The sequence below is a fragment of the Streptomyces sp. NPDC054956 genome, from assembly GCF_053609185.1.
In genome coordinates this window covers 1-1,863 of record NZ_JBSGXB010000595.1, presented here as the reverse complement: position 1 = coordinate 1,863, position 1,863 = coordinate 1, and the positions used below count along the sequence as shown (strand labels likewise).

Here is a 1,863-nt window from a genome sequence, read left to right as displayed (position 1 = left end):
CTTCAGAACTAACACAGTGGACGCGAGCAACTGAGGACAAGCCCTCGGCCTATTAGTACCAGTCAGCTCCACCCGTTACCGGGCTTCCACATCTGGCCTATCAACCCAGTCGTCTACTGGGAGCCTTACCCTCTCAAGGAGGTGGGAATACTCATCTTGAAGCAGGCTTCCCGCTTAGATGCTTTCAGCGGTTATCCCTCCCGAACGTAGCCAACCAGCCATGCCCTTGGCAGGACAACTGGCACACCAGAGGTTCGTCCGTCCCGGTCCTCTCGTACTAGGGACAGCCCTTCTCAATATTCCTACGCGCACAGCGGATAGGGACCGAACTGTCTCACGACGTTCTAAACCCAGCTCGCGTACCGCTTTAATGGGCGAACAGCCCAACCCTTGGGACCGACTCCAGCCCCAGGATGCGACGAGCCGACATCGAGGTGCCAAACCATCCCGTCGATATGGACTCTTGGGGAAGATCAGCCTGTTATCCCCGGGGTACCTTTTATCCGTTGAGCGACGGCGCTTCCACAAGCCACCGCCGGATCACTAGTCCCGACTTTCGTCCCTGCTCGACCCGTCGGTCTCACAGTCAAGCTCCCTTGTGCACTTACACTCAACACCTGATTGCCAACCAGGCTGAGGGAACCTTTGGGCGCCTCCGTTACCCTTTGGGAGGCAACCGCCCCAGTTAAACTACCCATCAGACACTGTCCCTGATCCGGATCACGGACCGAGGTTAGACATCCAGCACGACCAGAGTGGTATTTCAACGACGACTCCACCCCAACTGGCGTTGGGGCTTCAAAGTCTCCCACCTATCCTACACAAGCCGAACCGAACACCAATATCAAACTATAGTAAAGGTCCCGGGGTCTTTCCGTCCTGCTGCGCGAAACGAGCATCTTTACTCGTAGTGCAATTTCACCGGGCCTATGGTTGAGACAGTCGAGAAGTCGTTACGCCATTCGTGCAGGTCGGAACTTACCCGACAAGGAATTTCGCTACCTTAGGATGGTTATAGTTACCACCGCCGTTTACTGGCGCTTAAGTTCTCAGCTTCGCCACACCGAAATGTGACTAACCGGTCCCCTTAACGTTCCAGCACCGGGCAGGCGTCAGTCCGTATACATCGCCTTACGGCTTCGCACGGACCTGTGTTTTTAGTAAACAGTCGCTTCTCGCTGGTCTCTGCGGCCACCCCCAGCTCACGGAGCAAGTCCGATCACCAGTGATGGCCCCCCTTCTCCCGAAGTTACGGGGGCATTTTGCCGAGTTCCTTAACCATAGTTCACCCGAACGCCTCGGTATTCTCTACCTGACCACCTGAGTCGGTTTAGGGTACGGGCCGCCATGAAACTCGCTAGAGGCTTTTCTCGACAGCATAGGATCATCCACTTCACCACAATCGGCTCGGCATCAGGTCTCAGCCTTAATGAGGGACGGATTTGCCTACCCCTCGGCCTACACCCTTACCCCGGGACTACCACCGCCCGGGCTGGACTACCTTCCTGCGTCACCCCATCGCTTACCTACTACAAGTCTGGTTCGTCGGCTCCACCACTTTCCTTTCCCCGAAGGGTCCGGAACGGCTTCACGGACTTAGCATCGCCTGATTCGATATTGGGCGTTTCAAAGCGGGTACCGGAATATCAACCGGTTGTCCATCGACTACGCCTGTCGGCCTCGCCTTAGGTCCCGACTTACCCTGGGCAGATCAGCTTGACCCAGGAACCCTTAGTCAATCGGCGCACACGTTTCTCACGTGTGTATCGCTACTCATGCCTGCATTCTCACTCGTGAACCGTCCACAACTAGCTTCCGCTGCTGCTTCACCCGGCACACGACGCTCCCCTACCCATCACAGCA

The 1,863-nt window shown here is 56.5% G+C and carries 1 rRNA gene; it reads right to left on the bottom strand.

The features are described 5' to 3' along the window. Positions 1-32: 32 nt before the first annotated feature. A 23S ribosomal RNA gene (locus ACWGDE_RS38600) occupies positions 33-1,863 on the bottom strand; the annotation flags it as partial.